The organism is Afipia sp. GW823-FHT06G09 (assembly GCF_058794875.1).
Genome location: NZ_JBXAHF010000001.1, coordinates 155,652 through 178,033, shown reverse-complemented (window position 1 = coordinate 178,033; position 22,382 = coordinate 155,652). Strand labels below are relative to the sequence as shown.

The following is a 22,382-nucleotide window of genomic DNA, read 5'->3' as shown; positions in this document are numbered from 1 at the left end:
CTGCATTTCGGATCATGACCGCTCCCATCCCAATCGTTCGACAGGCAGGGACCGCTGGTATGCGCGGCGTCCGCGCGTGGCTCATTGTTGTGGCCGCCCTTGTTGTCTGCACGCTGATGGTCGGCGGCGCGACGCGGTTGACAGAATCCGGTCTCTCCATTGTCGAGTGGAAGCCGGTCACCGGTACCATTCCGCCGCTGACGGACGCCGAATGGAGCCGGCAGTTCGAAGCCTACAAGACCATTCCGCAGTATCGCGAAATGAATCGCGGTATGAGCCTGTCCGAATTCAAGACCATCTTTTGGTGGGAATGGGGACATCGTCTGCTGGGACGGCTGATCGGGGCGGTATTTCTGCTGCCGTTCCTCTGGTTCCTGTGGCGCGGTTTTCTGTCACCCGGGCTTCAGCGCAGACTGTGGATCATCTTTGTGCTTGGCGGCCTGCAGGGCGCGGTCGGATGGTGGATGGTGAGTTCGGGCCTCACTGAACGGGTCTCCGTTTCGCAGTACAGGCTCGCCACTCACTTCATGCTGGCGCTTTTCATTTTCTCGGCAGTCGTCTGGCTGCTGCAGCGTCATATTCAAGGCGGCGTACCATCGGTTGCCCCGCTGCGCGTGAAGGTCGTGGGCAGAATTCTGCTGGTGCTGGTGTTTCTCCAACTCTATTTCGGTGCGCTGGTCGCGGGCCTTCGGGCCGGCCGGGTGTTCAACACCTGGCCGCTGATCGATGGCGCATTCATTCCGTCATCCGCGCGGCTGTTTTTCGAACAGCCATGGTGGCGAAATTTCTTCGACAACACGCTGACCGTTCAGTTTAGCCATCGCATGATCGCTTATACACTTGTGGTCGTGGCCGCCGTTCATGCGATCGACGCGGTCCGCTCCCGGACAAGTCCCGCTATCGTGTCCGGCGCACTCTGGATCGTGGCGGCGATGCTTGTTCAGGTGGCCATCGGCATCCTGACACTGCTTAATCAGGTGCCGATCGATCTCGGTTTGGCTCATCAGGCTGTCGCGATCGTCATTCTCACGATGACGCTGTTTCACGTCGAGCGCCTGGGCCGGGCGCTGCCGGACCGAACGCCCGCCAAACTGCGTCTCGTGGTCGGCGAGGGTGGGTGAAATCGAACTATTCTAAAGTGGCGAAAATTCCGGAAGGCGCTGAGTCTCAGGGATTTCTTCAATTCCGGACCTGGGTCACGATTTGGTGCGGCCCAGACCCGCTTTAACTTCGATCTGCACCGCGATAGAACGAAATCCTCAAAACGCGGATTTTGTTACAAGGCCCTCCATGTCCAACGCATTCGTCCAGGCAGCCGTCGTTCTGTTGCGTGAGGGCCTCGAGGCCATGCTCGTGATCGCAGCACTCGCGGGTTATCTTCGCAAGGTCGGCGGCGGCCACCGCGTCACGGCGCTCTATGGCGGCGCGCTGATGGCGGTGGGGTGCAGCATCATCTCGGCATGGCTGTTCGCAGTTCTCAATTCCGGTCAGCATAACGATATTTTCGAAGCGGTCGTGATCCTCTTTGCTGCCGCGCTGATGCTCTACGTCAGCGGCTGGCTGATGGTGAAGCAGGACCCGCGCGGCTGGCAGGATTATCTTGCCCACAAAGCGGATAGTGCGCTTGCGCAAGAGACGGCTTGGGCAGTTGGCGCGCTTGCGTTTTTCGCGGTGTTCCGTGAAGGCGCCGAAACCGTGCTTTTCATCAATGCGCTCGCCGTCACTGAGGGCGGCTGGAGCCTGGGGCTGTTCGCCGGTCTCGCCGCCGCGACGGCCGGTCTCATTGTTTTGTTCTACTTCATCAATCTGATTGCGCGGAAAATCCCGCTGCGCCCGCTGTTCATCATTACGTCGGCATTCCTGTTCGCGATGGGCATCAAGTTTATCGGCGAAGCGATTCAGGAATTCCAGGAGCAGACCCTGCTGCCTGTCACCGAATTGAAGAGCTTTGGCTGGCTCCAGTCACTCGGGCTGAATGCAACGCTTGAAGCGGTTTCGGCGCAGCTTCTTGTCATTCTCTTTGCACTGGCAACATTCTCGATTGTTCAGCGCAACGCCCGGCTGGCTCGCGAAGATAAAGCCAGGACAATTGAAGCTGCGAAGACCTGATTTTTTTAACGATTTTGCTCTCTGCGATTGAAAAACGCGACGCCATGCCCGGCGCCGCGTTTTTGTTTTCCGATTGTCAGTGAAAGGATCAGGCCTTCAGCGCCTGATCGAGATCGGCAATCAGGTCTTCCTTGTCCTCGAGGCCGACCGACAGCCGCACCACATCGACGCCTGCACCGGCCTGCGCCTTTTGTGCATCGCTGAGCTGGCTGTGCGTGGTCGAGGCCGGGTGGATAATCAGGGACCGTGTGTCGCCGACGTTGGCCAGATGCGAGAACAACTTGACGTTCGACACGAGGTTGATGCCCGCGTCATATCCGCCCTTCAGGCCGAAGGTGAACACCGCGCCCGCACCCTTCGGCGAATATTTCCGCGCGAGGTTATGATAGCGGTCGCCGGGAAGGCCTGCGTAGCTCACCCAGGCGACGGCAGGATGTGCGGATAGCCATTCGGCGACAGCCTTCGCATTGTCGGAATGCCGCTGGACGCGCAGGCCGAGCGTTTCGATTCCGGTCAGGAGCAGGAAAGCGTTGAACGGCGACAGGGCCGGGCCCAGATCGCGCAGGCCGATCACGCGTGCGGCAATCGCAAACGCGAAGTTGCCGAAGGTCTCCTGTAGCTTGATGCCGTGATACTCCGGGCGGGGCTCGCTCAGCACAGGATAACGGCCATCGCGCGACCAGTCGAACGTGCCTGCGTCGACGATGATGCCGCCGATGGAGTTGCCGTGGCCGCCAAGAAATTTTGTCGCCGAATGCAGGACGATGTCTGCGCCGTGATCGATCGGCTTGATCAGGTAGGGCGACGCCAGCGTGTTGTCGACAATGAGCGGTACGCCGGCCTTGCGCGCGATGGCGGCGATGGCCTCGATGTCCGTCACTGTGCCGCCGGGATTGGCAATCGACTCGATGAAGATCGCCTTGGTTTTTGGTGAAAGCGCTTTCTCGAAGGTCGAGACATCGTCGGTGTCAGCCCAGACAACGTTCCAGCCAAAGTTCTTGAACGAGTGATTGAACTGATTGATCGAGCCGCCGTAGAGGCGCCGCGCGGCGATGAATTCATCGCCGGGCTGCAGCAACGCGTGAAACGTCACCAATTGCGCCGCATGACCCGATGCGACTGCCAGCGCAGCCGTGCCGCCTTCGAGCGCAGCGACGCGCTCCTCGAGCACTGCGTTGGTCGGATTGCCGATGCGGGTATAGATGTTGCCGAACGCCTGCAACCCGAACAGCGAGGCGGCGTGATCCGCGTCGTTGAACACGAACGATGTGGTCTGGTAGATCGGCGTCGCGCGGGCGCCCGTGGTGGGGTCCGGCTGCGCGCCAGCGTGAATGGAGAGCGTGGAGAAGCCCGGCAATCTTTCCGTCATAGGGTGTCCTTCTGAGCGCCGCGAATGGGCCTGGAGAAGATTATGCTGCGGGCGGATGCGCGCGGCGTCAAGCCGTTCGCGACAATCGGCCTTAACTGGCAATGAACCTGACGGTTTTCGCAGCCCCGCTGAAACGATCGTTCTGCGGTGCGCCGGATTCAGGGCAGGTCGTTCTTGTCCTTGGCGGCGCGGTCAGCCGCCGCGGTTGCACCGCCGGTTACGCTGCTGCGATTTAATGACAGTCGCATGTTGCTGGTTGGAATCGGCGCGCGCTTGGAACTGATGGTGCGCGAGTTGACGCCCACCCACTGAATTTCCGACGTCAGCCGCGCGTATTCGATTTTCGGGCAGCGGTTCATCACTACCTTTACGCCGGCGGCTTCCGCCTTGGCTGCTGCGGCATCGTTACGAACGCCGAGTTGCATCCAGATCACTTTTGGCGGCACCGGCAGCGCCAGCGCATCGTCGACGACCGCCGCGGCGGCCTCCGAATTGCGGAAGATATCGACCATGTCGACAGGACGGCCGATGTCCTTCAGCGATCCCACGAAGGGCTTTCCCACGAGACTCTTGCCAACCTGACCCGGATTGATCGGGATCATGTCGTAGCCGCGCTCGACGAGATATTTGAACGCGAAATAGCTGGGGCGCACATTGACCGGCGATGCGCCGACCATGGCGATGGATTTCGTATTCGTGAGAATGGCTCGGATGTAGTTGTCGTCGTAGGCGTCGTGGTTCACTTTAACTTCCATCTGTTTTCGTCATTGCGAGGAGCGGAGCGACGGAGCAATCCATCTCTCGATCGCAAAGGTGGGTTGCTTTGCGGAGTTTATCATCGGGCCGGCGAAGCCGGACCCGTTGGCTCGCAATGACGAGCAATATGGATCAGCGGTCTTCCCACTTAGGATCGCGCTTTTCGATGAAGGCGCCGATGCCTTCCTGCGCGTCGCGCGCCATCATGTTCTCGGCCATCACCTGGGCCGCATAGGTGTAGGCGTCCGCGAGGCTCATTTCGGCTTGCCGGTAGAACGCTTCCTTGCCCACCTTCAGCGTGTACGCCGACTTCAGCGCGATCTTCTTCGCGAGGTCGATCGCGGCATCGCGCTCCGTTCCCGCCGGAACTACGCTGTTCACCAGCCCAAGCTCATACGCACGCTGTGCGGAGACGTGCTCTCCTGTCAGCAGCATATGCATGGCGTGTTTGCGCGGCACGTTACGTGATAGCGCAACCATCGGCGTCGAGCAGAAGAGCCCGATGTCGATGCCCGGCGTGCCGAACGTTGCCTGTTCGGATGCGACCGCCAGATCGCAGGTCGCGACCAGTTGGCAGCCCGCTGCGGTTGCAACACCCTGTACGGCCGCGACCACAGGCTTGGGCAGGCGAACGATAGCCTGCATCATTTCGCTGCAGGATTTCATCATGTGCGAAAAATAGGCTCTGCCTTTGTCGGCGTCGCTGCGGCGAGCGGTGAGTTCCTTGAGGTCGTGGCCCGACGAATAGGCTGGTCCTTGCGCAGCAATGACGACCGCGCGGACACTTTTTTCCTCGCGAATGGAAACGATGGCTTCGTGAAGCGCGGCGATCATCGCTTCCGACAACGCGTTGCGCGTTTTGGGCGAATCCAGCGTGAGCACTGCGATGCTGCCGACGTTCTCGCGCAGGAGCGGCGAGGAGGCCTGCAATGGAGCACGTGATGTTTGCGCGGTCATAGTCTTTAGGCTCAGATTCCAGGTTCGCTTTTGGGGTCCGTCAGGCTCGCTATCGTGCTCACCCTAAGATACAAAACCGTCACATACGAGAGCAGGGCAGGACATACGTTCCATGAGCAAGGCGAAAATGACGGTGGCAGAACTCGAAGCGTTTCTCCACAGGGAGTTTCCGCAGGCCTTTGCCAGCGGTGAAATCCTGATCGAGAGCGCCGACGGTGCGACGTGCCTGCTGCGGCAGCCGTACAGCGAGCGGATGCTGCGCCCCGGTGGGACGGTCTCCGGCCCGACGCTGATGGCCCTGGCGGACTTTGCCATGTACGTGGTGCTGCTCTCCGCCATCGGCCCTGTCGGATTGGCCGTGACGACCAGCCTCAACATCAATTTTCTGCGCAAGGGCCAGCCCGGCCAGGATGTGCTGGCTGCCGCCAAGCTGATGAAACTCGGCAAGCGCCTCGCTGTCGGAGAAGTCAGCCTGTTATCAGGCACTTCGCCCGATCCGATCGCCCACGTCACCTCAACATATTCCATTCCGAATGTTTAGTGATTTTAAGGGTAATATAGCACCATATTTATAATGCGCTGTTTTTACTGAGTTATTTCTGCTCAAATAGCATTGACGGTTGAGGGCGGGTTATCTAGAACCTCGCCCAGTCCGGCGAACGCGCCGGACGTGCCATTTCACGGACAACTCACATGAAGACGTTTTCGGCAAAGCCAGCCGAGGTCAACAAGAAGTGGGTGCTGATCGACGCCAAGGGCCTGGTCGTTGGTCGCCTCGCGACTTTGGTTGCCATGCGCCTGCGCGGCAAGCACCTCCCGACTTATACTCCCCACGTCGATTGCGGTGACAACGTCATCATCATCAACGCGGCTCATGTCGTCCTTACCGGACGCAAGCGTGACAACAAGGTCTACTACAACCACACCGGTTTCATCGGCGGCATCAAGGAGCGCACCGCGAAGTCGATCCTCGAGGGTCGTTTTCCTGAGCGCGTCGTCGAGAAGGCCGTTGAGCGCATGATCCCGCGCGGTCCGCTGGGCCGTGTGCAACTCGGCAACCTCCGTGTTTACCCGGGCGCCGAACATCCCCACGAGGCGCAGCAGCCTGAAGTCGTGGATATCGCATCGTTGAACCGCAAGAATACGAGGGCCGCATAATGTCCGATACCATGCAGTCTCTCGATCAGCTCTCGGCGCTGAAGACGGCGGCGCCAGACGCTCCGAAGTACGAAAAGAAGGTTGACAAGCTGGGCCGCGCCTATGCGACCGGCAAGCGCAAGGACGCGGTTGCCCGCGTCTGGATCAAGCCGGGCTCCGGCAAGATCGTCGTGAACACCCGCGAGGTCGAGGTTTACTTCGCTCGCCCGGTGCTGCGCATGATGATCCAGCAGCCGATCGTCGCTGCCGCCCGTCAGGGCCAGTACGATGTGGTCTGCACCGTCGCTGGCGGCGGTCTGTCCGGCCAGGCTGGCGCGGTGCGTCACGGCATCTCGAAGGCTCTGACCAACTTTGAGCCGGATCTGCGCAGCGTCCTCAAGAAGGGCGGCTTCCTGACCCGCGACTCGCGTGTCGTTGAACGTAAGAAGTACGGCAAGGCGAAGGCCCGCCGGTCCTTCCAGTTCTCGAAGCGCTAATCGTTTCGTTCAAATTTTCCGCAATCCGCGGGATCTGCAAGATTCAAAGGCGCCCTCGGGCGCCTTTTTCTGTTCCAGATACAGCCGAATTGCAGAGATTTTTCCTGAAAATTTTGTGACCGCCGCAAACGGAGTGCCAAGACACCGTTGCTAGCTTCAACGAAGGCTGAGGGGGCTATTCCAGCTCCTCTATTTAAAAGCGCTGCATAGAACATGCCGGCTGGCACACATTTGTCTCTCGACATCTCAACGCTGTATCTCGTCGCGACGCTGGCAGCCGCACTGCTCGGCGCGATGCTGCTGTTCTTCTGGCGTCAGGAAAAGATCGCGGCGCTAGGCTGGTGGGGCGCTGCTTATGTTCTCGGCGCGGCATCGGTCGCGCTGTGGACGGTGGGCGGCCCCGAGCTTGGCTGGGAACTGTCGCTTGCTGTTAACGCCGTCGGCTTCATCGCCTGCGGATTGATGTGGGATGCGGCGCGCGCGTTCCACGGGCGCCCCGCGAACTGGATCGGAGTGATCGCCGGCCCCGTACTCTGGATCGCCGCGGTCGTTGCGCTTGATCCGATCGATCCCGAACTGCGGATGATCATCGGCGCGGCCATTGTCGCCGCCTATGCAGCGCTGACCGCCGGTGAGCTCTGGCGCGAACGCCGCAAGAGCCTGCGTGCGCGCTGGCCGGCGATCTTCGTGCCGCTGTTGCATGGCGTCGTCCTGATGCTGCCGATTCTGCTCGGCGACCTGTACAGGTCTGCCGATGCAACGATCATGGCGCAGGTTTGGGTCGCGGCGTTTGCCGCCGAGCTTGTGATCTATGCCGTGGGCACAGTGTTCATCATCGTCATGCTGGTGTCGGAGCGGACGGTCAGCGCGCACAAGACGGCTGCGTCCATCGATCCGCTGACGGGCCTGCTGAATCGCCGCGGCTTCAGTGAGGCGACATCGCGCATGATCGAGCGCGAGGCCAAGGCCGGACGCCCGGTGACCGTGATGATCTTCGACATCGACCATTTCAAATCGGTCAACGATCGCTTCGGCCACGCCACCGGCGATGACGTGCTGCAGGTATTTGCCAATGTCGTCGTTGCCTCGCTGCGTATTACCGATCTCGTCGGCCGCGTTGGCGGTGAAGAATTCGCAGCTCTCCTGCCATGTTCTATGGATGAGGCGCTGGTTGCCGCCGAACGCGTCCGCGAAGCCTTCGAGACGTGCGGTGTCGCCATCGACGATGTTCCGCTGGAAACCACGGTCAGCATCGGTGTCGCGGGCGGGCCGGCCAATACCGAACTCGAAGTGCTGATGGCGTCGGCCGATACCGCGCTCTATCAGGCCAAGCGGGGTGGACGTAACCGTGTGGAAGCGGCGACCGAGCAGCCGCTATCGCTCGAAGACGCGCGCCGCAATATGATCAGAGGCGCAGCCGCTCCGCGCGATAAGGTCGTCGCCAGCCACACCGAAGCACTCGCCTGAGATTGCTAACCGTCTGTTTACCATGCGCGCCCTACGATGCGGCATGACCATCGTACGCAGCCACGATTCACAGTCCGACATCACCGCCCTTGAAGCGACCGTTGCCTCCGCACGGGCCGGCTTTGCGTGCATGTTTTCGACATCCGACGAGTATGAGAACGCCCTGATTGCCGCGCGCCGGGCCGAGGGGCGCTATCGATCGGTGTTCGACTGGCAGCCGGTGGTCCTGGGAGGCTGCGCGCTGGCGCTGCTGGGAGCGCTCGTGACCTTCATGTGAGGCTGTTAGCGCAGCAGTATGGTTTCAACAGGGCGCTCGCGGCGCCCTTTGTCTTTTCCGGTCCGCGTTTTTGCGCTAGAGCCGCCCCTGATAACCAGAAAGGGCGGACAACCATGATCACCGAAATCGCACAGATCGAAATCAAGCCGGGCAGCGAGAAGGATTTCGAGGCGGCCGTCGCCATGGCCCAGACCATTTTCAAACGCTGCAAAGGCTGGAAGAGCTTCGAACTGCACCGGTCGATCGAAAAGCCGTCGCGCTACCGCCTGCACATCAAGTGGGAAACCCTCGAAAACCACACGGTGGATTTTCGCGAATCCGACAATTTCACCGAGTGGCGCGCGCTGGTCGGTCCGCATTTCGCGTCGCCGCCGGAAGTTGAGCACACCAACACGGTGGCGAGCTTCTGACACTATTCGCCGTCATTGCGAGGAGGTATTGCGACGAAGCAATCCAGTCTTTGCTGTCAAAAGCTGGATTGCTTGGCTTCGCTCGCAATGACGAACGTTTACGTCACGCTATCTTGAACTCCGGTTCGCGCTGCTCGTCCTCTTCGCGCAGATAGGTGATGATCACCTTCACGATCGCCATCAGCGGCAGCGCCAGCGCCAGTCCCCACAGCCCGAACACGACGCCGAGCAGGATCTGGAACGCGAACAGCGTCGCGGGCGGGATGTCGAGCGCCTGACGCTGGATGATCGGCGTCAGGATGTAGCTTTCCAGCGCGTGCACGCCGAGAAACAGCACGAAGGCACTGAAGGCCGCAACCCAGCCTGAGGCGAGGCTTGCCAGCACGATGATGAGGCCGCCGATCAGGGCGCCGACGGTCGGGATGAACGCCAGCAAGCCGGCCTGAATGCCGAGGATGAAGGCGCTGTCGATCCCGATGATCGTGAGGCCGATCCATGTCACCAGGAACACGGCGGCCATGGTGATCATCTGCGCGATCAGCCAGCGCTCCAGCGTGTCGCTGATCCGGTCAACCACGGCCGTGACACTTGCCCGGTGTTTCCTGGGAGACAGCGCCAGTACGCCTTTGCGATAGACGCCCGGCTGCGCCGCGAATGACAGGCCGAGAAACAGCACGATGAAGAAGTTGCCGACGGCGCTGACCGTGCCGAGCAGCAGCTTCAGGGTCTGGCTGACGATGGCACCGCCGCCGGAGGCGAGGGCGCCTGCGCTCGGCAGGCCTTTCGGCAGGCCGGGCGAGGGCGCCGGAACTGTTGCCGCCGGCGTGTCGGTGGCGCCCGCCGGTGTCGCTGTCACCGAACCCAATTCGAGATAGCTGGTATCGACGCCATGCTGTTCAAGGAACGTCTTCACGGTCACAAGTTGCGACTTGAGGGTGTTGCTCAGAACGGCAGCCTGCCGGGCGATGGTCGAGCCGCCGAGGAACACGACGCCGGACAGAAACCCCGCCAGCACCACGCAGACCAGCGCGAGGCGCAGCGCGTGCGGCCCGCCCATGACCTTCCGCAGCAGATTCGTCATGGCGGTGAGGGCGACGCCGAGCAGGATGCCCGCGAACACCAGAAACAGCGTGGCCGCATAGTACCAGGCGAACACCAGGAAGGCCGTGAAGGCGACGACACCGATGCCCCCCACTGCGATCGACCACGCAAGGTCACTGCGGGTCTGCACTCGGGTCTCGATGGGGGCTGACACGTGCGATCCTCTTCCGTTATTGCGGTCGCAGTCTTTCCCGAAAGGCCGCGCCGGATCAAGAGAAGATGGCGTGACAGCGGCGTGGCCAGCGCCTAATCCAGAGGCTTGCGCGCAGAATCAAAGGTCACGCCGCATGAACTGGAAGAGATGGATTGGCCTGGCGGTGCTGCTGGCAGCGCTGGTGATCGGCGAGCGAATCTACCTTTACCGGCCTGACCACAAATACCGGCTTACCCTGGAAGTCGATACGCCCGGCGGTGCCCGCTCGGCGTCCGGCGTGATCTCGGTGACCCCCAATCGCGCCTATGGCGGCTCCGGCAGCGGACCGGCCGGCCCCCGCATCAAGGGCGATGCCGTGTTTGCCGATCTCGGGAGCGGGCGAAATCTCACGGCGCTCCTGCTGCACGGAACGAACTCGGCCGAGACGGATGGCCTGAGCTACCTGCCGCTGCGAGCGTTTGCCGCGGCCGGACGGCGGATCGATTTCCGCGACGTCAAAAAGCAAACCGGGAGCGTCGCTGTTACGGGCGAGTTGATCCCGACGTTGGTGACATTCGCTGATGTGTCGAACCCCGCATCCGCACGCGTGGTCGATCCCGCGAATCTGTCGGCTGCCCTTGGCGACGGGTTTGGGTTGCGGCGGGTATCAATTGATATTGTGCCGGCGGGAGTATGGCCGCTGGATTTTGGCGGCGCGCTGGGCGAGCCGGTGACGCGGGATATTCAGTCACGGCTGCCGTGGTCAAACGATCCGGCAAAGGCGGCCGCGGCGCTGAGTGCGGCGGGGATCGTCGCCGTGCCGCCGCCGGATGCGGGCTTCAGTCCGGTGCAAGCGTTCCGGCGTGAGTAACGCGGCGTCTCGCTTTGTTCCGATTCAATTTTCAAACAGCAGGCGCGCGTGGGGCTTGCCCCATTCGCGCCAACGAAGACGAGCGTCATCGCTCTCGCGCTTCAATCGCGCGAGGTGAGCTTTTCGTTGTGCCCCTCAGCGCGCGCGAGGCCTGTCTCGTTCGCGCCCTCAAAACGAGGGGCATGGAGCGCCGCGAGGCGCACCTTGTGTTCGTTTCGCTTCCGGCATCGCGTGCGAAGCGATGGATGTCCGGAAGCGCATCGCCTTGCGGCGCTCCATTGCGGCGATTTTGGGCGAGGGGACCGTACTTCCGGGTGCGGACGGGGGGAAGGTACTCGACCCCTGATCCGGACGGCTTTCGCCGCCTTCGTCCGCTCCGCGTCCAGCCGGCGAACGGCAGAGCCACGTAGTTGGCCCGGACGGTGACCCCAGCCTCCCGGACGCAACGGGTGCGAACCGTGCGCGCAGGCGCCGCATCCTGCTCCGCTTCAAAGCGCCCTCGAGAAGCGCCCCTCACGAACAGGACGCAGCGAATTTAAGCGCGGTGCGGAGCGCGGGGATACGTATCCCCATCACGAAATGTTTCGGGAGTCGGAATTTCCCCACTCGTCATTCCGGGGCGCGCGGCTTCGCGCGAACCCGGAATCCATGTTCACTCACCGGATTCCCGCAGGATGGATTCCGGGCCTGCGCCAAGCGGCGCATCCCGGAATGACGAGCAACAATCGAGTTATGCAGTCTGGTTGCTTCGCTTCGCCCGCAGTGACGGACGATTTCGGATGTTGATGTCTCGCGCAATCCGCGCTGCGCTTACTGCCAGCTTTCCTTGCCGGTTCTTTTCCCATCTGTCCTGGTGGCATCAGCCTTGGAACGGTCGCCTCTGGCGCGATCGGTTTTGCCGTTGTCGGCCCTGACCCGATCGCCCGCAGTGGCCTCGGCCGTCTCAAGCCCGGAGTCGGGACGGTTGCGTCTACCAGCCGCGCGCACCATGGCTTCGATCCGGCCGAGATCGCGGATGTGGAGATCGCGCTGGGCGAAAGGCATTTCAATGCCTTCCTTGCGAAACCGCCTGAGGATTTCGAGCCGTATCTCGTCAGCGACACCGCCGTCAGCGCCGATATTGGCGACATGAAAGAACACCGTAAATTCCAGCGCATCGGCGCCGAAGTTGCCGAGGTTCGCAAATGGCGCGGGCGATTTCATTGTTCGCGGATGGTTGCCGGCGATATCGAGCAGGACCGCGATGACGTGATCCGGATCGGCATTGTAGGATGTTCCGACTTTCACCGACAGGCGCGCCGTATAACTGCCGTGCATCCAGTTGACGACCTGACCGCTGATCAAGTCGGCGTTGGGAACGATGACAGAGACATTGTCATAGGTCGCGATCTCGGTCGCACGCACATTGATGCGCTTGACGACGCCCATGCGGGCGCCGACCTCGATGCGATCGCCAACCTTGATCGGCCGCTCCACCAGCAGGATCAGGCCCGATACAAAGTTATTGATAATCGATTGCAGACCGAAGCCGATACCGACCGACAGTGCGCCGGCCACAATGGCGATGTTCTGTAGATTGAGGCCGACATACGACAGCGCGATGAAGACCGCCAGAATGATGCCGATGTAGCCGACCCCGGTCCGGATGGAGCTGCGAACGCCGAAGTCGAGATTGGTCTCGGGCAGAAAACGGGATTCGAGCCAGCCCTGGATCGCCCGGGTTGCCGCCACGCCGATGATCAGTACCAGGATCGCACCGAGAATTGCGGAGGGTGAGATCGTGAACTTGCCGATCGAGAATCCGAAGAACGCCGCCGACAGCGATCCGAACACATCGTCGAGATTGATCCCCCACGTGGCGAGGACCACGAACACGGCGAATGCAATCAAGGCCAACTGGACGAAGCCATTCAGCAACGCGGCAATCTGGCGGACCGCAGGGCCACTTAGTCCCGCCGTCTGCCGCAGAAACCGGCCCACGGCTCCATAATAGGAAAACGTCGCAGCGATCAACGCATCGGCAAACCGGCTGAGCAGAACAGCCGCCATCAGGACGACGACGACAAGTGTCATCTCTGCCGCGACGAACCCGCCAAACGAGACGAAGCCAACCAGCGGCCCAAGCACCGCGGTGGCCGCGAGCAACCAGCCGAGCGGAATCAGGAGACGCCATGCCGAGCCTGTGACGGTCGTTGCTGCGTACTCTTCTTCGTTGTCGCCATCGTCTCCAGTGTTGGCAGCGATGCGCAAGGCCGCCATGAACAGGAAAGCTTTCGTCAGGGCGACCACGCCGTCGCTGGCTGCCGATAGCTCGGCGGGGGCGCCGATCGCGCGATTCAGGCCCTGAAGCAGAACGCCAAAGCAGGCCGCGACGCCAAGCAGAGTCGCCACCGGGACCAGCTTGCCGGCGACCTCGTCGTCGAGATCGATCAACCGCCAGGCAGGCCGATCCGGCGCCAGCGTCGCTGTTGCAAGGCTGTAGAAAAAGAACGCAAGGGTGATCACGGCAAACAGCGGCCGTGCGATGGCGCTGACTTCGTCCGGCAGAACACCCAGCGCAATCAGCGCCTGATAGAGCACGAGCAGGCAGGTGCCGGGGATGAGGGTATTGGCGAGAACGATAACCGCCGCCGAGCTTGTCTTGCGCAGGGCTGAAGGCTCCGTGATCACGGCATCGCGGGTTGTCCAGCGCGCCTGCCAGCGCCGCCACGGCGACAGGAAAAAGCCGAGCAGGACAACGACGGCAATTGCGAAGCCCGAAGCGGCGCGAAGCGGCTGCTCCGCCATGACGCCGATCCACCGCGACCCAACTTCAATCAAGCGGCTTGTCGCGGGAGGAATGGCCCCAGCCACACTGACCCAGAACGATGGATTGATCAGACTGGGGGAGCGTTTGAAAACCGTGTCCGTGAACTTGGCACGGCGGCGCTCCGAGATGAGATCGAGCGATTGCTGCGCCCGTACGTTGATCAGGTTGGCCTGCTGAACGATGCTCTGACGCGCGGAAATCTCGGCCAGCAGCTTGGCACGTTCTAGTTTGACGTCGTCGGACTGCGGCGTTGTATCCTTTTCACCCGGCGCCAGTTCGGCGGCTCGTTCGGTCGCCTCATTGAGGCGCAGCGTCGTGGAGGCGATGAGGTCGCGTGCTGCCTTTTGCGCCTCGGTAATCCCGTCGCGGATCTGGGTCAGTCTGGCATCATCCGTCATGCCCAGCTGCAATTGCCATTCGGCCGCGTCGAGCAACTGCTTCCAGCCGTTGAGACTGGCGATGGCGCTCGGGTAGGTCGGGGTCGGCACGCTGGGAAGCGTTTCCTTCGCCGGGGCCGGTGCTGCAGCGGGGCTGTCGGCTTCCTTCGCCGTGGGGGGAGCGGGCGCTGGCGTAGCGGCCTGGAGGGCTGACCATGGCGTCAAGGCGAGGGCGAGGAAAACGGCAATCGTACGGATATTCATTATCGTCCTTGTTTCATCGAATTAATCGACGCTCATGCCGCATAAACACGGCGATGTTCTGTTCGCTGCCGGCCGGAGATGACCACCGGGTTCCACAGTTGAGGCGATGGCGTCTTGGGCGACTCCGGTTCCGCTTGACGCACTCATAACTCGTTGGCTATAGATCAATACATAGCCATCGGGTTATTGATCTCAGACATGCAGAATACTCAGGACATCCTCTTCAAAACACTGGCCGATCCGACCCGCCGGGCGATCTTCGAGCGGCTGTGCCGCGGCGGGGAGCAGACCGTCGGGGTGCTGACCGCGCAGGCCGGGGTCTCGCAACCGGCCGTCTCGAAGCATCTCGGCGTTCTGAAGCAGGCCGGGCTGGTGAGCGACCGGCATGAGGGACGCCAGACCCATTACAGCGCAAAGCCAAGCGCGCTGGCCCCCCTGATCGACTGGACCAGCCGGATGGCCGGATTCTGGGAAAGCCGCTTCGACGACCTCGAAAGCCTGCTCAAGAGGATGGATCAATGAACGATAGCGCAGCCGGCATCCGCTCCGTTGTTGTCGAGCGTGAGTTTCGTCACCCGCCGGAAAAACTCTGGCGCGCGCTGACACAGCCGCACCTGATCGAGGAGTGGCTGATGAAGAACGACTTCAAGCCTGTCGTTGGCCACAGCTTCAATCTCAAAGGCGAGTGGGGCGGCGTGCTGGACTGCGAGGTGCTCAAGCTCGAGCCGAACAGGACGCTATCCTACACCTGGAATTTTGCGCATGACGATGCGGCGTTCAATCTGACCAGCGTAGTGACGTTCACGCTCACGCCGACGGCGTCGGGGACTCATCTGCGCATGGAGCAGGCGGGCTTCCGGCCGGATCAGAAGCAGGCGTTCGGCGGCGCGCGCCACGGCTGGGAGCAGTTCTTCGGAAATCTGGAACAGGTGCTGGCGCGGGCCGCGTGAGGCACGCAGGCGCACCGTAACATCGGCATGGAGAATTCAATGAGCAACACTATCCGGCAGGTTCATCGCTGGCTGTCGATCATCTTCACCCTGACGGTCGTCGCCAACTTCGCTGCGATGGCGCTGGGCGAGCCGCCCGCCTGGATCGTCTATTCGCCGTTGCTGCCGCTGTTCCTGTTGATGTTCACCGGCCTGTATATGTTCGCGCTGCCATACGTCACCGGCGGGCGAGGCGCGGGCAAGCAGGTTTGATGATCCCATGACTCCATCGGAAAAGATCGATCAGTTGATCGCGGCCACCGCGGACTGGCGCGGCAGGACGCTCGCCGCCGTGCGCAAGGCCATCCTCAGTGCGAACAAGGAAATCGCCGAGGAATGGAAATGGATGGGAAGCCCGGTGTGGGAATGCGACGGCATCATCGCAGTCGGCAACGTGCACAAGGACAAGGTGAAACTGACGTTTTCGCATGGTGCATCGCTCGCCGATCCCGACAGGCTTTTCAACGCAGGCTTAGAGGGCAAGGTGTGGCGGGCGATCGATTGTGTCGAGGGCGACAAGGTCGATGCGGCCGCGCTGAAGAAACTGGTGCAGGCGGCGATTGAGTTCAATCGGGCGAAGCGGGCGAAGAAGAAGGCATCTGCGAAGAAAATTCCTGCAAAGAAAACAGCGGCGTCGGCGCGAACGAAAGCCGGTTAAAAGCAGGAAGGCGTGAACGGCCTTCTTCCTGTCGTCCCCGCGTAAGCGGGGACCCATACTCCCTGAATTATCGATTTGAGGGAAATGCTGGAGCGATCATCTCGTCGTCACCATAACTTTCGGTGGTTATGGGTCCCCGCTTTCGCGGGGACGACATGGGATATGTGATTGCGTCGAACCATATCTGGTCACAAACAAAAAGGCGCTCCTTTCGGAGCGCCTTTCCATTTCCGTAAGCGGAAGAAGCTTACTGCGAATAATACATGTCGAATTCGACCGGATGCGGGGTCATTTCGAAACGGGCGACTTCGGTCATCTTCAGCTCGATGAAGCTGTCGATGAAGTCGTCGTCGAACACGCCGCCGGCCTTGAGGAACGCGCGGTCCTTGTCGAGGCTTTCCAGCGCCTCGCGCAAGCTGCCGCACACCGTCGGAATGGTCTTCAGTTCTTCCTTCGGCAGATCGTACAGATCCTTGTCCATCGCCGGGCCTGGATCGATCTTGTTCTTGATGCCGTCGAGGCCGGCCATCAGCATCGCCGCAAAGGCGAGATACGGATTCGCCATCGGATCGGGGAAACGCACCTCGACGCGCTTCGCCTTCGGCGAGGTCGTGTAGGGGATGCGGCAGGAGGCCGAACGGTTGCGCGCCGAGTAGGCGAGCAGCACCGGCGCTTCATAGCCCGGGACCAGACGCTTGTAGGAGTTGGTCGACGGGTTGGTGAAGGCGTTGATGGCCTTGGCGTGCTTGATGATGCCGCCGATGTAATGGAGGCAGGTTTCCGACAGGTCGGCATACTTGTTGCCGGCGAAGGTCGGCTTGCCGTCCTTCCAGATCGACTGGTGCACATGCATCCCCGAGCCGTTGTCGCCGTAAACCGGCTTCGGCATGAAGGTGGCGGTCTTGCCGTAGATGTGCGCGACCTGATGGATGCAGTACTTGTAGACCTGCATCTGGTCGGCCATGTGGGTCAGCGTGTCGAACTTCATGCCGAGTTCGTGCTGGGCCGACGCCACCTCGTGGTGATGCTTCTCGACCTTGACGCCCATCTTGGCCATCGAGCCGAGCATTTCCGAGCGCATGTCCTGCACCGAGTCCTGCGGCGGAACGGGGAAGTACCCGCCCTTGGTGCGGATGCGGTGGCCAAGGTTGCCGCCTTCATACTCGGTGTCCGAGTTGGTCGGCAGTTCGGACGAGTCCAGCTTGAAACCGGTGTTGTACGGATTCGCGGAGAAGCGCACGTCGTCGAACACGAAGAACTCGGCTTCCGGGCCGACGAACACGGTGTCGCCAACGCCCATCGCCTTGACCTGGGCTTCGGCCTTCTTGGCAATGCCGCGCGGGTCGCGGTTGTAAGGCTCGCCGGTGGACGGCTCGAGAATGTCGCAGACGATGACCATGGTGGTCTCGGCGAAGAACGGATCGATGGTTGCCGTCGCGGGGTCGGGCATCAGCGTCATGTCGGACTCGTTGATGGCCTTCCAGCCGGCGATCGACGAGCCGTCGAACATCGTGCCTTCGGCAAAGATGTCCTCGTCGATCATCGAGACGTCGAAAGTCACGTGCTGCCACTTGCCGCGCGGATCGGTGAAACGCAGGTCGACGTATTTTACGTCGTTGTCCTTGATCGACTTGAGGACGTCTTTGGCGGTCTTCATGGATACCCCTTATGTCTGCTTTGGCGTTCGTCGTGGAAATAGTCTGAATGCGGTGAGGGCCCCGGCCGGCAGAGACTGCCAGCGAGGCGAGGGCGGGCTTCGGATTTCAGGACACTCGCCTGAAATCAGCTTCAAATGGCGTCGAGGCCGGACTCTCCCGTTCTGATGCGGATGGCTTCCTCGACGTTGGATACGAATATCTTACCGTCGCCGATACGGCCAGTCTGCGCGGCGCGCCTGATCGCGTCTATGGCTTTCTCGACAAGATCGGCACCGATCACAATCTCAATCTTCACCTTGGGCAAGAAGTCCACGATGTATTCGGCGCCGCGGTACAGTTCGGCGTGGCCCTTTTGCCGCCCGAAGCCCTTGGCCTCGGTGACCGTGATGCCCTGAATTCCGACTTCCTGAAGGGCCTCTTTCACCTCGTCGAGCTTGAAGGGCTTGATGATGGCCTCGATCTTTTTCACTGAACGTCTCCCCGGCACTTCTACTGGCCTGTCTGTACTTCCATATCGCGCGATGGACGCGCTCGTCACGTCGGTTCGTCGTCACACCGTGGCCGCGAGCAGGTGAACGCCCGGGAAACGAGAGCTGGCCCGCCGGGCGTGTGCCGGTGAGCAAGACAATCCGAAAGTCTCCCCCCTAAAAGCAGGGTCTGTGCCAATTTATTAAGACGTTGAATTGAGCAACAAGATCATTTCGTTAGGGGGCGCTTTGCCTGTTTGTGCGGCTAATGCTGCGAGAGTGAAAGTCTATGAATTAGGCAATTGCACAAATATTAGACTGCCGTTTTTCACTTTCCTCCTATCAGAGTGCCTCTGGATGAGGCGAGCCGAACAGGCGAATGGCACATGGAAATCCTGACAGTCGCCGAGATGGGAAGGGCCGATGAAGCCGCGATCATGGGTGGCACCAGCGGCTTCTCCCTGATGCGCAGCGCAGGCCAGGCAGTCGCGATGGCCGCGGAGGCGATGGCGGAGCAGGGCCGGATCGTGGTCGTCGCGGGCCGTGGCAACAATGGAGGCGATGGCTTCATCGCCGCGGCGGAATTGGCGGCGCGCGGGCGAGATGTTTCCGTCATTCTGCTATGCGACCGCGCCACGCTGAAGGGCGATGCCGCGTTCGCCGCCGAGGAATGGACGGGCGCTGTCCTGCCGTGCGACCCGCAGGCGATCGGCAAACCCAATCTCATTATCGACGCGCTGTTCGGAGCGGGTCTCAATCGGCCGGTGAAGGGCGACCCTCGTGCGATGATCGAGGCGATGAACGCCAGCGGCGCTCCGATCCTGAGCGTCGATCTGCCGAGCGGCATCAACGGCGATACCGGCGAAGTGATGGGCATCGCGGTGGAGGCGTCCGCTACCGTCACGTTTTTCCGCCGCAAGCCGGGTCATCTGCTGTTGCCGGGACGCATTCACTGCGGCGAAGTCGATGTCGCCGACATCGGTATCGATGCGGACGTGCTCGACAGGATTGCGCCCAAGACGTTCGAGAACGTTCCGGACCTGTGGGCCGACGTGTTTCCATTTCCGCAGGTCGAGAGCCACAAGTACGCGCGCGGGCACGCCGTGGTTGTCTCGGGCGACCTGATTTCGACGGGAGCCGCGCGCCTTGCTGCGCGCGCCACCCTGCGGGCCGGCGCGGGGCTTGTCACGGTGGCGTCGCCGCGCGACGCGCTTGCGGTCAATGCCGCCGCGCTGACAGCGGTGATGGTGCGCGAGACCGAGACGCCGAAGCAGTTCGCCGAATTGCTGTCCGACAAGCGGCTCAGGGCCTGCGTGATCGGGCCGGGGGCAGGGATCGGTGAGCGCACGCGCGAGATCGTACAGGCGGCGCTGTCGGCCCAGCGCGCCCTGGTGCTCGATGCCGACGCGCTGACGAGTTTCGCCAAGGCTCCCGAGCGGCTGTTTACCGAGATCAAAAAGCAAAATGATCCACAGGTTGTCCTCACCCCCCATGATGGCGAATTCGGACGGTTGTTCAGTGCGTTGCAGTCCGATGATCCACTTACGTCGAAGCTTGAACGGGCGCGGCTAGCTGCCATCCAGTCGGGCGCCATAGTGCTTCTGAAGGGAGCTGACACTGTTGTCGCGGCGCCGGATGGGCGCGCCGCCATTACGGCCAATGCGCCGCCGTGGCTGGCAACGGCGGGATCGGGCGACGTGCTGGCCGGGATCATCGGCGGGATGCTCGCGCAGGGTGTTCCGGCATTTGAAGCGGCCTGCATCGGTGCGTGGATGCACGGTGAAGCGGGGCATGAGTTCGGACCGGGCCTGATCGCCGAGGATCTTCCGGAGATGCTGCCCATGGTGTTGCGCAACCTCTACGACGAGATCGGCATCGCATACTGAGCCAGATCGTTTCACAAACGCTGTCGATAGTTCTCGCGAAGGCACGGCGGCTTTCGCTATCCGATCCAAAGCATCAAACAGGTGAGACACAGAGAATGACGGTTTACGTGATTGCTCAGTTGAAGTTCACGAACGAGGACAGGTACCGGAAGTATCAGGCGAAGTTCTTCGACGTGTTCAAGGACTCGGGCGGCAGGCTGCTGGCGGCGGACGAGAAGCCGGTGGTCCTCGATGGGGAATGGACCGGCAACAAGGTTGTGGTGATGTCGTTCGCCGACGAGCAGCAGGCGAAAGCCTTTCTCGATTCTCCCGGCTATCAGGAGATTTCAAAGGATCGGATCGCCGGCGCGGATACGATCGCGCTGCTGGTGCACGGATTGCCTGCGCCGGTTTAAAAAGCTGATGTCGTCATTGCGAGGAGCGTAGCGACGAAGCAATCCACTCTTTGGGTATGAGAAAGAATGGATTGCTTCGCTTCGCTCGCAATGACGACTGAGTTCACTCCACCGCATAACTTCGCACGAGTTTCGGCGCGGTCCAGTTGATCGCGGTGGCTTCCATCAGCCAGCGTCCCGGATACTCGGCGAGGAATGCAATGCGCTGGGTCTGTCCTTTGTCCAGCATCAGGGTGTCGAGCCAGAACGGCTTCCAGCCGTCGTCGAGCCGGTCGAGCAGGCGGAAGTGATGCCCGTGCAGGCGGAAAGCGACCGGCGCGGAGGTTGGATTTGCGATCGCCAGTACGACGGTGCGGTCGCGCTTGACGCTGTAGGCGGGCTTCGCCGCGGCATCGAACTTTGATGGAGCGATCCATTGTGCGTTCGGATCGAGCGAGAGATCGCTGCGCAGCGCGCCCTGAAGGTTCAGCCGTTCGGGCATCCCATTGGACGGAAAGGCGGGTGCTGAGGGTAATGGCGCCGGGCGAACGGGCGCGTCGCTCAAGGTCGTCAGCCGCGCAATCGTCTTCGGCGCGGTGCCGTCATGCAGGATGATCTGCGAGACCGTCCCCGGCGCGCGTGTCGCGTCGATGAAGGCATCGATCCGCGATCCGGGTGCGAGCACAAGCTGGCCGTCACGCGCGAGGAAGGGTTCGGCAGGAAGGCCGTCGATGGCCATGACGCGCACGTCATGATTCTCGATCCGGAGGCCGAGGGGAGCGCGGGCGCATCCATTGACGATACGCAGGCGCAACCGCTCGTTGAGTTTTGCGGTGATGTCGAGGCTTGCCTGCCCATTGACGGTGTAGGCTGCGGTGGTGCCGTCAGGATCGCTTCCCGGCAGGATCGCGCTGCCGTCCGCTCTCACGCGCCATTCCTCGATCAGCAGAACCTCATCGCGGTCGGCCGCGATCTTTGGATTGTCTTCAACGATCAGCGCGCGGGCGGCGGTGGGTTGCCCGGTGGCTTCACCGGCGAGCAGGGCATTGACCAGATATGTTCCGGACTGGCGCAGCGGCAGTGTGAATGCCGCCCGTCCGCCCGGTGGGACCGGAGCCTGTCCGGTCAGTGGGGATGCTGCCTGCGCGCCATCGATTCCGAGCCAGTTCAGCACGATAGGAGCGGGGAGTTCATTTAAAAGCGTAACGGCGAGGTCGCCCTTGGAGAATCGCAGCGGTCCGGATGTGCCTGTATCGAGTGCCCAGATCTGGCTCTTGGGCAGTCCCGCGCCCGGCGTCGCGGGTCGTGCCCGCAGGGACAGGGGGGTGCCGCTCTGTGCCGTGGCAGGGAGCCGCAGCCCGGAAGCAAGGGCGGTTCCGCCCAGTCCGGCCAGCAGGGCCCGCCTGGACGGCGAAAAAACCTGATTTGTCATGGCGTTTTTCATGGCCCATGCGGACCATTTTCCCGTTGCGCTGTCCAGCGGGCGCTTGGTCGCTCGGGAAGGTGCCCGAGCGCGCCCTAAGGCCGCGTTGCGAAAGCCATTTTTTTGGCTCGCGCAGCGGGTACACCATGTTATAAGCCCGCCGCTCGCGGCTGTGCCGGGACAGACAACCACTGCGCGCTCGTGGCGGAATTGGTAGACGCGCTGGGTTTAGGTTCCAGTGTCGAAAGATGTGGGGGTTCGAGTCCCTCCGAGCGCACCAGGCGCGATTTTTCGTTTGCGCGAAATTCTGGAGGAGGCGTCCCTCGCGGGAACGTGTCCGCCGCACCACCGATGCATTCCGAACGGCTCCGCTGCCGGATGGTTTGTATCCAA

23 protein-coding genes and 1 tRNA gene are annotated in these 22,382 nt (G+C 61.8%); 16 read left to right on the top strand and 8 right to left on the bottom strand.

The annotated features are described in order from the left end of the window. Nucleotides 1-59: 59 nt before the first annotated feature. Nucleotides 60-1,121 carry a COX15/CtaA family protein gene (locus tag AC1Q67_RS00855; protein WP_492235547.1) on the top strand — a complete coding sequence of 354 codons (1,062 nt, stop codon included), beginning with the start codon at nt 60-62 and terminating at the stop codon, nt 1,119-1,121. Between the two features lie 169 nt (nt 1,122-1,290). Next, nucleotides 1,291-2,109 carry an FTR1 family iron permease gene (locus tag AC1Q67_RS00850; RefSeq protein ID WP_492235548.1) on the top strand — a complete coding sequence of 273 codons (819 nt, stop codon included), beginning with the start codon at nt 1,291-1,293 and terminating at the stop codon, nt 2,107-2,109. An 88-nt stretch (nt 2,110-2,197) separates the two neighbouring features. On the opposite strand, the gene AC1Q67_RS00845 is transcribed toward AC1Q67_RS00850, so the two are convergent. From AC1Q67_RS00845 to AC1Q67_RS00835, 3 genes are all read right to left on the bottom strand, one after another. Then, entirely contained in the window at nt 2,198-3,478 is a 1,281-nt protein-coding gene (locus AC1Q67_RS00845; RefSeq protein ID WP_024575249.1) for an O-acetylhomoserine aminocarboxypropyltransferase, read from the bottom strand. A 158-nt stretch (nt 3,479-3,636) separates the two neighbouring features. Beyond that, nucleotides 3,637-4,221, bottom strand: coding sequence for a CoA-binding protein (locus tag AC1Q67_RS00840; protein WP_024575250.1), 585 nt, complete (start codon nt 4,219-4,221; stop codon nt 3,637-3,639). Between the two features lie 145 nt (nt 4,222-4,366). Further along, nucleotides 4,367-5,191, bottom strand: a complete 825-nt coding sequence (locus AC1Q67_RS00835; RefSeq protein WP_492235549.1) for an enoyl-CoA hydratase — start codon at nt 5,189-5,191, stop codon at nt 4,367-4,369. 112 nt (nt 5,192-5,303) lie between these two features. Between AC1Q67_RS00835 and AC1Q67_RS00830 the strand changes: the two genes are divergently transcribed. From AC1Q67_RS00830 to AC1Q67_RS00805, 6 genes are all read left to right on the top strand, one after another. Beyond that, nucleotides 5,304-5,732 carry a PaaI family thioesterase gene (locus AC1Q67_RS00830; RefSeq protein WP_492235550.1) on the top strand — a complete coding sequence of 143 codons (429 nt, stop codon included), beginning with the start codon at nt 5,304-5,306 and terminating at the stop codon, nt 5,730-5,732. A 152-nt stretch (nt 5,733-5,884) separates the two neighbouring features. Further along, nucleotides 5,885-6,349: a 50S ribosomal protein L13 gene (gene rplM / locus AC1Q67_RS00825; protein ID WP_024575253.1), complete on the top strand. Its 465-nt coding sequence runs from the start codon at nt 5,885-5,887 to the stop codon at nt 6,347-6,349. Next, the gene (gene rpsI / locus AC1Q67_RS00820; RefSeq protein WP_034462036.1) at nt 6,349-6,825 is read left to right on the top strand and encodes a 30S ribosomal protein S9; all 477 of its coding nucleotides are present in this window, start codon (nt 6,349-6,351) and stop codon (nt 6,823-6,825) included. Before rplM ends, rpsI begins: the two co-directional genes overlap by 1 nt. Nucleotides 6,826-7,038: 213 nt before the next feature. Continuing rightward, nucleotides 7,039-8,292, top strand: a complete 1,254-nt coding sequence (locus tag AC1Q67_RS00815; RefSeq protein WP_492235551.1) for a GGDEF domain-containing protein — start codon at nt 7,039-7,041, stop codon at nt 8,290-8,292. Nucleotides 8,293-8,335: 43 nt separating this feature from the next. Further along, nucleotides 8,336-8,569 (top strand): hypothetical protein, encoded by a 234-nt coding sequence (locus AC1Q67_RS00810; protein WP_024575256.1) that lies wholly within the window; start codon nt 8,336-8,338, stop codon nt 8,567-8,569. 113 nt (nt 8,570-8,682) lie between these two features. After that, the gene (locus tag AC1Q67_RS00805) at nt 8,683-8,979 is read left to right on the top strand and encodes an antibiotic biosynthesis monooxygenase family protein (RefSeq protein WP_492235552.1); all 297 of its coding nucleotides are present in this window, start codon (nt 8,683-8,685) and stop codon (nt 8,977-8,979) included. Between the two features lie 103 nt (nt 8,980-9,082). Here AC1Q67_RS00805 and AC1Q67_RS00800 read toward each other — a convergent pair whose 3' ends face one another. Beyond that, nucleotides 9,083-10,234: an AI-2E family transporter gene (locus tag AC1Q67_RS00800; RefSeq protein ID WP_492235553.1), complete on the bottom strand. Its 1,152-nt coding sequence runs from the start codon at nt 10,232-10,234 to the stop codon at nt 9,083-9,085. A 133-nt stretch (nt 10,235-10,367) separates the two neighbouring features. Between AC1Q67_RS00800 and AC1Q67_RS00795 the strand changes: the two genes are divergently transcribed. Continuing rightward, nucleotides 10,368-11,084 (top strand): hypothetical protein, encoded by a 717-nt coding sequence (locus AC1Q67_RS00795; protein ID WP_492235554.1) that lies wholly within the window; start codon nt 10,368-10,370, stop codon nt 11,082-11,084. A gap of 810 nt (nt 11,085-11,894) precedes the next feature. Here AC1Q67_RS00795 and AC1Q67_RS00790 read toward each other — a convergent pair. Further along, a complete protein-coding gene (locus AC1Q67_RS00790) occupies nt 11,895-14,534 on the bottom strand; it encodes a DUF3772 domain-containing protein (protein WP_492235555.1) in 2,640 nt (879 codons plus the stop codon). 198 nt (nt 14,535-14,732) lie between these two features. Between AC1Q67_RS00790 and AC1Q67_RS00785 the strand changes: the two genes are divergently transcribed. The 4 genes from AC1Q67_RS00785 to AC1Q67_RS00770 are packed head-to-tail and all read left to right on the top strand — an operon-like array spanning nt 14,733 to nt 16,181. After that, nucleotides 14,733-15,056, top strand: a complete 324-nt coding sequence (locus AC1Q67_RS00785; protein WP_492235556.1) for an ArsR/SmtB family transcription factor — start codon at nt 14,733-14,735, stop codon at nt 15,054-15,056. Further along, complete coding sequence (locus AC1Q67_RS00780) at nt 15,053-15,484, top strand: SRPBCC family protein (protein ID WP_492235557.1); 432 nt, start codon at nt 15,053-15,055, stop codon at nt 15,482-15,484. Before AC1Q67_RS00785 ends, AC1Q67_RS00780 begins: the two co-directional genes overlap by 4 nt. A 39-nt stretch (nt 15,485-15,523) precedes the next feature. Further along, nucleotides 15,524-15,736, top strand: coding sequence for a hypothetical protein (locus AC1Q67_RS00775; protein WP_492235558.1), 213 nt, complete (start codon nt 15,524-15,526; stop codon nt 15,734-15,736). Nucleotides 15,737-15,743: 7 nt separating this feature from the next. Next, nucleotides 15,744-16,181: a DUF1801 domain-containing protein gene (locus AC1Q67_RS00770; RefSeq protein ID WP_492235559.1), complete on the top strand. Its 438-nt coding sequence runs from the start codon at nt 15,744-15,746 to the stop codon at nt 16,179-16,181. A 247-nt stretch (nt 16,182-16,428) separates the two neighbouring features. On the opposite strand, the gene glnA is transcribed toward AC1Q67_RS00770, so the two are convergent. Continuing rightward, entirely contained in the window at nt 16,429-17,838 is a 1,410-nt protein-coding gene (gene glnA, locus AC1Q67_RS00765; RefSeq protein WP_024575266.1) for a type I glutamate--ammonia ligase, read from the bottom strand. A 131-nt stretch (nt 17,839-17,969) separates the two neighbouring features. Beyond that, nucleotides 17,970-18,308, bottom strand: coding sequence for a P-II family nitrogen regulator (locus tag AC1Q67_RS00760; RefSeq protein WP_024575267.1), 339 nt, complete (start codon nt 18,306-18,308; stop codon nt 17,970-17,972). Between the two features lie 384 nt (nt 18,309-18,692). On the opposite strand from AC1Q67_RS00760, the gene AC1Q67_RS00755 reads away from it, so the two are divergent. Both AC1Q67_RS00755 and AC1Q67_RS00750 read left to right on the top strand, forming a co-directional pair. Next, nucleotides 18,693-20,192, top strand: coding sequence for an NAD(P)H-hydrate dehydratase (locus AC1Q67_RS00755; protein ID WP_492235560.1), 1,500 nt, complete (start codon nt 18,693-18,695; stop codon nt 20,190-20,192). A gap of 95 nt (nt 20,193-20,287) precedes the next feature. Further along, nucleotides 20,288-20,587 (top strand): DUF1330 domain-containing protein, encoded by a 300-nt coding sequence (locus AC1Q67_RS00750; protein ID WP_492235561.1) that lies wholly within the window; start codon nt 20,288-20,290, stop codon nt 20,585-20,587. Between the two features lie 103 nt (nt 20,588-20,690). Here AC1Q67_RS00750 and AC1Q67_RS00745 read toward each other — a convergent pair whose 3' ends face one another. Beyond that, nucleotides 20,691-21,998: a multicopper oxidase family protein gene (locus AC1Q67_RS00745; protein ID WP_492235562.1), complete on the bottom strand. Its 1,308-nt coding sequence runs from the start codon at nt 21,996-21,998 to the stop codon at nt 20,691-20,693. 186 nt (nt 21,999-22,184) lie between these two features. Between AC1Q67_RS00745 and AC1Q67_RS00740 the strand changes: the two genes are divergently transcribed. Next, nucleotides 22,185-22,269 (top strand) — tRNA-Leu (locus AC1Q67_RS00740). The last annotated feature ends 113 nt before the right edge of the window (nt 22,270-22,382 follow it).